6 protein-coding genes are annotated in these 7,124 nt (G+C 67.5%); 5 read left to right on the top strand and 1 reads right to left on the bottom strand.

Annotation, left to right across the window (positions count from 1 at the left end):
• Window positions 1-63: 63 nt before the first annotated feature.
• On the bottom strand, window positions 64-1,482 hold the full coding sequence (locus VIR09_RS00395; RefSeq protein WP_332010621.1) for a PLP-dependent aminotransferase family protein: 1,419 nt from the start codon (window positions 1,480-1,482) through the stop codon (window positions 64-66).
• A gap of 131 nt (window positions 1,483-1,613) precedes the next feature.
• On the opposite strand from VIR09_RS00395, the gene VIR09_RS00400 reads away from it, so the two are divergent.
• The 5 genes from VIR09_RS00400 to VIR09_RS00420 all read left to right on the top strand — a co-directional run bounded on the left by VIR09_RS00400 (window position 1,614) and on the right by VIR09_RS00420 (window position 6,983).
• Window positions 1,614-2,903, top strand: coding sequence for a hydroxymethylglutaryl-CoA reductase, degradative (locus VIR09_RS00400; protein WP_332010633.1), 1,290 nt, complete (start codon window positions 1,614-1,616; stop codon window positions 2,901-2,903).
• A gap of 121 nt (window positions 2,904-3,024) precedes the next feature.
• Complete coding sequence (locus VIR09_RS00405) at window positions 3,025-3,510, top strand: hypothetical protein (RefSeq protein ID WP_332010623.1); 486 nt, start codon at window positions 3,025-3,027, stop codon at window positions 3,508-3,510.
• Window positions 3,507-4,895 (top strand): tripartite tricarboxylate transporter permease, encoded by a 1,389-nt coding sequence (locus VIR09_RS00410; protein ID WP_332010626.1) that lies wholly within the window; start codon window positions 3,507-3,509, stop codon window positions 4,893-4,895. Before VIR09_RS00405 ends, VIR09_RS00410 begins: the two co-directional genes overlap by 4 nt.
• Window positions 4,896-5,089: 194 nt before the next feature.
• Window positions 5,090-6,247: a nitronate monooxygenase family protein gene (locus tag VIR09_RS00415; protein ID WP_332010629.1), complete on the top strand. Its 1,158-nt coding sequence runs from the start codon at window positions 5,090-5,092 to the stop codon at window positions 6,245-6,247.
• A gap of 85 nt (window positions 6,248-6,332) precedes the next feature.
• Window positions 6,333-6,983 carry a helix-turn-helix domain-containing protein gene (locus VIR09_RS00420; protein WP_332010631.1) on the top strand — a complete coding sequence of 217 codons (651 nt, stop codon included), beginning with the start codon at window positions 6,333-6,335 and terminating at the stop codon, window positions 6,981-6,983.
• The last annotated feature ends 141 nt before the right edge of the window (window positions 6,984-7,124 follow it).

Here is a 7,124-nt window from a genome sequence, read left to right on the forward strand (position 1 = left end):
GCCGGTACGCGCGCTCGGCGCGCCGGCCCTGGCCCTGCTGATGCAATGGTTCGAGGAGTTCGCCTATCGTTGAGGCAAATGCCGCCGCAGGGTGGCCTGGAACCGGGGCGATCCCACCGCGCCCACATTGCAGCGGGACCACGGCGACACCGCCGTCGGGTCCACGCTGAACACGCGTCCCGGCGCCATGATGACTTTCTCGGGCATCAGGTCCGCCGCGAGCGTGAGCGAATCCGCCACGCCCGGAAAGGCCGACCACAGGTACAGCGAACTGGTCGGCCGGGCATAGACCTCCGCGCCCAAGGCGTCCAGCACCTGCAAGGCATGGCCTGTGGCGGCTTCCAGCCGCTGGCGCAGCCTGACCAGGTGCCGCTCGTAGTGCCCTTCGCGCAGCATTACGTCCACCATGCGTTCGCAGTACTCGGAACTGCTGACGTGAACCAGCGCCTTCAGGTCGGCCAGATCGCTTGCCAGGGCTGCATTGCAGGCGATGAAGCCCACACGCAGCGCGGCCGAGAACGACTTCGAGAAACTGCCGATGTAGATCGTGCGTTCCAGCTGGTCCAGCGCTGACAGGCGCACCGCCGACGTCGGCTTGAAGTCGGCCAGCGGATCGTTTTCCACCACGGTGAGGTTGTAGCGTTCGGCCAGTTGCAGGACCTTGTAGGCCTTGGCCGCCGAAATGTCCGAACCGGTGGGATTGTGTGCCAGCGACTGGGTGAAGAACAGGCGCGGCTTCTCGCGTTGCAACAGGGCTTCCAGCGCGGCCAGGTCCGGACCGTCCGGCAGGCGCGGCACGCCCAGCATGCGCGCCCCGGCCAGCTTCAGCTTGCCGAACAGCGGGTAGTAGCCTGGGTTGTCCACCAGCACGGCGGCGCCGGGCGGCACGAAATAGCGGATCACCAGATCCATGGCTTCATTCGCCCCGTGCGTCAGCACCAGTTGCGGCGGCGCGGCGTTGATGCCCACGTCGCCCAGCTTGCGGACCAGGCTTTCGCGCAGCGGCGCGTAGCCGAAGCGGCTGCCGTAACGGAACAAGGCGCCCAGCCCCGTACGCACCACTTTCTGGTGATAGCGGTCCATGCGCATGTCCGCCAACCATTCCACCGGCGGAAAGCCGTCGCCCACGGCCACCGCGTCGGGCTGGGTCTTGAGCTGTTCGCGCATCAGCCACACGATGTCCATGGCACGGCTCAATTGGCCGGGCTCTTCATCCGCGGCCTTGCGCGTGAAATCCGCTTCCAGCACGAAAAAGCCGGAGCCGCGGCGCGGCTCCACCAGCCCTTGCGCCACCAGCATTTCAAACGCCACCACCACGGTGTTCTTCGCATAGCGGTGCAACTGCGCCAATTCGCGCAGGGACGGCAGCTTGTCGCCCGGCCGGTAGACGCCGTCGGCGATCTGCTGACCGATCAGCCTGGCCAGGCTCTCGGCGATAGGCGCGGCCCGCTGTGGCCTGCCACTGGTTGGTGCTGCTTCCAAGCGGAATTTCCTATGGGATAGGCTGGCAGAATTGGTGCAGTGCAATGGTACTGTTTGTCCAAACTGTACCTCTCAATAGCGGTACAGTTTACCTAGAATCAGGCCACTCGATTCTTATACGGAGACACCTCATCGTGGCCGATTCACGCCTGCCCAATTTCCGCGCCTTGACCCCTGCACTACGCTTGGCGGCCATCGCCGACGCCGCCGCGCTCACGCCCGAGGAACGCCAGTTGCTTGCCAATCCGGGCGCGCTCGGCCTGGACCGCGCCGACGGCATGATCGAAAACGTCATCGGCTCGTTCGAACTGCCGCTGGGGGTGGCCTGCAACTTCCAGGTCAACGGCCGTGACGTGCTGGTGCCGATGGCGGTCGAAGAACCGTCGGTGGTGGCGGCCGCGTCCTACATGGCCAAGCTGGCGCGCGAATGCGGCGGCTTCGAAACCTCCAGCACTCGTCCGTTGATGCGCGCGCAGGTGCAGGTATTGGGGCTGAGCGATCCGCAGGGCGCGCGCCTGGCGTTGCTGCGCGAGCGCGAGCGCATCGTCACGCTGGCCAACAGCCGCGACAAGGTACTGATCGAACTGGGCGGCGGCTGCCAGGACATCGAAGTCCATGTATTCCCCGACACGCCGCGCGGTCCCATGATCGTGATGCACCTGATCGTGGACGTGCGCGACGCCATGGGCGCCAACACCGTCAACACCATGGCCGAGGCCGTGGCGCCCCTGGTCGAGCAGATCACGGGCGGCTCGGTACGCCTGCGCATCCTGTCCAATCTGGCCGACCTGCGCCTGGCCCGCGCCCGCGTACGCCTCACGCCGCAAGCGCTGGACACCAAGGAGCGCAGCGGCGCCGAGATCATCGAAGGCGTGCTGGACGCCTACACCTTCGCGGCGGTCGACCCCTACCGCGCCGCCACCCACAACAAGGGCATCATGAACGGCATCGACCCCGTCATCGTCGCTACCGGCAACGACTGGCGCGCGGTCGAGGCCGGCGCCCATGCCTACGCCAGCCGCTCGGGCCGCTACACCTCGCTCACGCAATGGGAAAAGGACAACTCCGGCGCACTGGTGGGCACGATAGAAATGCCCATGCCCGTGGGGCTGGTGGGCGGCGCCACCAAGACCCATCCGCTGGCCCGGCTGGCGCTGAAGATCATGGACCTGCGTTCCGCCCAGGAACTGGGCGAAATCGCCGTGGCCGTGGGCCTGGCGCAGAATCTGGGCGCGCTGCGCGCGTTGGCAACCGAAGGCATACAACGCGGCCACATGGCCTTGCATGCCCGCAACATCGCGCTGGTGGCAGGTGCGACCGGCGCGGAAATCGACACGGTCGCCAAGCGCATGGCGGCGGAAAAGGATGTCCGCACCGACCGCGCGCTGGCCTTGCTGGAGGAACTGCGCAAGCCGCGATAAGCGCGCGCTGCAAGGCCAGGCGGCCTTGCATGCAGCAACAGGCGCCCCGCGCAGGCCCTGGACAACTACAAAAGCGGCGCCCGGCCCCCCCGGACGCCGCCCGACCACAGAGGAGAGAGACATGAAACCAAGCACCCCCGCGCCTTCCTGGCGCCTGGCGGAAGTCTGGAGCGACACGGTGGACCTGCGCCAATTGGCCTGGGCCATCGGCATCGGCATCGTCATCAGCGTGGCGGGCTTCTATGCCGCCAGCCGCTGGCTGCGCGGCATCGTGGCGTCGCCGGAACTGGCGCACGCCTACGCCATGCTGGCCGGCCTGGCCGGCTGCGTGCTGGCGGGCGTGATCTGCGCCCGGCTGTTCCCGCCCAAGCGCGAAGTGATCGAGCACAGCTCCACCCATGATCCGGCCTGGCGCGCCGAAGTCCTGGCCGAACTGGCCGAGCAGCCGGGCGGCCTGGGGTCGCTGGCCGACTTGCCCGAACCGACAAAGCGCGAACTGAAGGAGTTGGGTCTGTACGACCTGTTCGCCGAATCCGCCGCCCAGCCTGAGCAGCCGCAGGCGGCCGCCGGCCTGCCGCAAGGCGCAAGCAAGGAGGCGCTGGCATGAGCGATCCCATCCTGCTTGAACAAATCATGGTGGCTGCCGCGATGGGGCTGTTGGGCGCGGTGGTGTTCGCGGCCATCGGCCTGGTGTCCGGCACCGACGAAACCACCACGCTGGCGCCGCTGACCCTGCTGGTGGTGCTGCTGGGCGTGCCTCCCGCAGGCGTGTTCACCTTCTTCCTGGCCGGCGCGGTCGCCAAGCACATGACGCACGCCGTTCCCACGGCCCTGCTGGGCATCCCGGGCGATACGCTGGCCACGCCGCTGCTGCAGGACGCCAACATGCTGCGCAAGCTGGGCGTGCCGCACATCGCGTTGCGCAAGATGGTGTCAGGCGCCATCGTCGCGGCCTTCGTGGCGGTGCCGCTGGCTGTGCTGTTCGCGGTGCTGCTGGCCCCGTTCGGCGCCGCCATCACCAAGTCGGCGCCCTGGATCTTCCTGGCCGCCGCGGTGCTGATCGCCTATTTCTCGGCCGGACGCTGGGCCGCGGTGGCGTTGCTGGTGCCGTTCGTGGTGGTCATCATCGCGCTGCAAAGCCTCACCGCCAAATACGGCGTCAAGCTGAGCATCAGCTACTTCCTGGGCATCGCGATCGGGCCGCTGATCGCGGACCTGTTCACGGTGATCTCGCCACAGGGCCGTACGCGCATGATGCGCGACAAGGTGCGCACGTTCTCGCTGGCGCCGGACGTCAAGGGCTGGTCGGGCTACTTCCCCAACCCGCTGAAGGTCATGGACCGCACGCAGACGCGCTGGACCCTGGCCACGGCCGCGATCTCCAGCGCCACCTTCGTGTTCAGCCCCGTGGCCATGACCGTGGTGCTGGGCGAACTGGTGGGCTCGCGCATCAAGCATGCCTATCACCGCCTGACGACGGTGCTGAGCGCGCGCAACGGCGTGACCGAGGCGACCTACATCGCCGAGGCGCTGATTCCGCTGATCGCCTTTGGCCTGCCGCTCAGCCCAGTGGCTGCCGGTCCCGCCGCGCCGCTCTTCAACGCGCCGCCGCGCTTCACGGTGGACGCGGCCTCGGGCCAGACGCACAACCTGCACAATCTGCTGAACCACTGGGAGTTCCTGGGTTACGGCATGCTGGCGGTGCTGCTGGCTGCGGTGGTGTCCTATCCGTTTGCCATGAATTTCGCGCGCCGCGCCGCGCTGTTCGTGTCGCGCAAGGTCAGCCATGAAGCCATCATCGCCACCTTCGTCGGCCTGATCATCGTGATCAGCATCTGGGAAGGCCAGTTCCTGGGCCTGCTCGTGATCCTGACCATGGGCCTGTTCGGCGGACTGCTGTCACGCTTGTTCGGCTTCAATACCGGCGTGCAGTTCATGGGCTACTACACCGCGGTGCTGTCGGTGCCGGCCATCGTCAAACTATTGGGATAGGCCCCCACGCCGCGCCCCTGCGGGGCTAGCTGCCCCCCAAGGGGGCTGGCCCACCTTGGGACGGCCCGGCGGTGGGCCGAAGGCCCCCACGCCGCGCCCCTGCGGGGCTAGCTGCCCCGCGCTTGATCCTGCGCAAAGCGACCCGTCAGCCCTTGCTCTAGCCTCTGTCCACTTGAAAAGAGGAAAGACTCATCATGACGTGGTTCAAATCACTCACCCTCGCCGGACGCGAATTGCTGCCCATCGTCCAGGGCGGCATGGGCGTCGGCGTATCCGCCCATCGCCTGGCCGGCGCGGTCGCCAGCCAGAACGCCATGGGCACCATCGCCAGTGTGGATTTGCGCCATCACCATCCCGATCTATTGGAAAAGACCGAGCGCTGCCATGACCGCGACATCATCGACAGCGCCAACCAGGTCGCGCTGGACCGCGAAGTGCGGGCCGCGCTGGACACGGCCCAAGGCCGCGGCCTGGTGGCCGTAAACGTCATGAAAGCGGTGCGCGACCATCCCGCCCTGGTGCGCCAGGCCTGCGAAAGCGGCGCCCAGGCCATCGTCATGGGCGCCGGCCTGCCGCTGGACTTGCCCGAGATGACAGCCGACTACCCCAAGGTGGCGCTGGTGCCCATCCTGTCCGAGGCGCGCGGCGTGGCCGTGGTGCTGAAGAAATGGATGAAAAAGGGCCGTATGGCCGACGCCGTGGTGATCGAGCATCCCGGCTACGCCGGCGGCCATCTGGGCGCAGCCCGCCTGGACGACATCCACAACGAGCGCTTCGACTTCCAGCTCGTGCTGGCCGATTGCCACAAGCTGTTCCAGGAGCTGGCACTGGGCTCCGACGCACCGCGCCTGATCGTGGCGGGCGGCGTGGGCAGCCACGAGCAGGTGCGCCATTGGCTGGCCAACGGCGCCGACGGCGTGCAGGTCGGCACGGCCTTTGCCGTCACCCAGGAAGGCGATGCGCACGAGAACTTCAAGCGCGTGCTGATCGACGCCGATCCAGACAAGCTGGCTGAATTCACCAGCGTGGCGGGCCTGCCTGCCCGCGCCGTGGAAACGCCGTGGCTGACGCGCTATCTGCGCCAGGAAAAAACGCTGCAGGCCAACACCCGCTGCGACGCGCGGCGCTGCAGCCAGCGCATGGACTGCCTGACGCAATGCGGGCTGCGCGACGGCCTCGCGCGCTTCGGACAATTCTGCATCGACCTGAAGCTGGCGGCCGCCATGCGCGGCGAGGTCAGCCGCGGCCTGTTCTTCCGCGGCGCCTCCAAGCTGCCCTTCGGCAGCGCCATGCGCTCCGTGCGTGAATTGATGGACTACCTGCTGCACGGCGAGATGCCCGCCACGGCTTGAGGCGGGCGGCCTCCGCCTCGGGCGGGGTTTGCCACAATAATTAAACGACGTATAATATTATTCGTCGTTCAATTATTTTCCGGCCATGGATTCTTCAGCATTCTCTCCCTCCGAATCCGCCGCGCCCGAGGCCGGGCGCCGCGAACGCAAACGCCTGCAGACCCTGGATCACCTCGCGCAAACCGCCTGGCGCCTGTTCGAAACCCTGGGTTATGACGCGGTCACCATGGAACAGATCGCAGCCCAGGCGGACGTTTCCAAGGGCACGCTGTACAACCATTTCCCCGTCAAGGAAGCCCTGCTTGCGCACCGCTTCCATGAAGAACTGGCCGCCAGCGTGCGCGAACTCCAGCCCGCGCTACGCGCCCTGCCCACCCTGGCGCGGCGCCTGACGCGGATACTGCATGCCTCGGCGCATTGGTCCGAGTCGCATCGCGCCTATCTGGGGCCGTACCTGCGCTACCGGTTGTCCACGCTGCAGCCCGGCGCCCGCGACGACGGCCGCTATCCGCGCAGCGGCATGCAGGCGCTGTACACCGCCCTGATCGAGGAAGCGCAGGCCGCCGGCCAAGCTCGGACCGATCTTGGCGCCGGACAACTGGCCCATCAATTGCAGTTCCTGTATTTGGGCGCGCTCTTGCGCTGGCTAGACCAGCCCCGCGCCAGCCTGAAGGCGGAATTCGACGCCGCCATCAGCCTCTTCGTGCGCGGCGTGGCCCCCGAGACGGCGGCATGACTACCGCCGTGCTGAACTGGGCATGCGCCGCCCTGGCCGGCCCGCAGGCCGCGGGCGGCAAAGGCTGGCAGCTGGGCCGCATGGCGCAGCTCGGCGTGCCTGTGCCCGACGGCTTCGTGCTGTCCGCAGCACTCAGCCTGA

This window comes from Achromobacter sp., assembly GCF_036567245.1.
Lineage (GTDB): Bacteria > Pseudomonadota > Gammaproteobacteria > Burkholderiales > Burkholderiaceae_B > Achromobacter.

Coding starts and splice junctions, on each gene's coding strand:
- VIR09_RS00405 (WP_332010623.1), top strand. CDS start 3,025: ATGAAACCAAGCACCCCCGCGCCTTCCTGGCGCCTGGCGGAAGTCTGG.
- VIR09_RS00410 (WP_332010626.1), top strand. CDS start 3,507: ATGAGCGATCCCATCCTGCTTGAACAAATCATGGTGGCTGCCGCGATG.
- VIR09_RS00415 (WP_332010629.1), top strand. CDS start 5,090: ATGACGTGGTTCAAATCACTCACCCTCGCCGGACGCGAATTGCTGCCC.
- VIR09_RS00420 (WP_332010631.1), top strand. CDS start 6,333: ATGGATTCTTCAGCATTCTCTCCCTCCGAATCCGCCGCGCCCGAGGCC.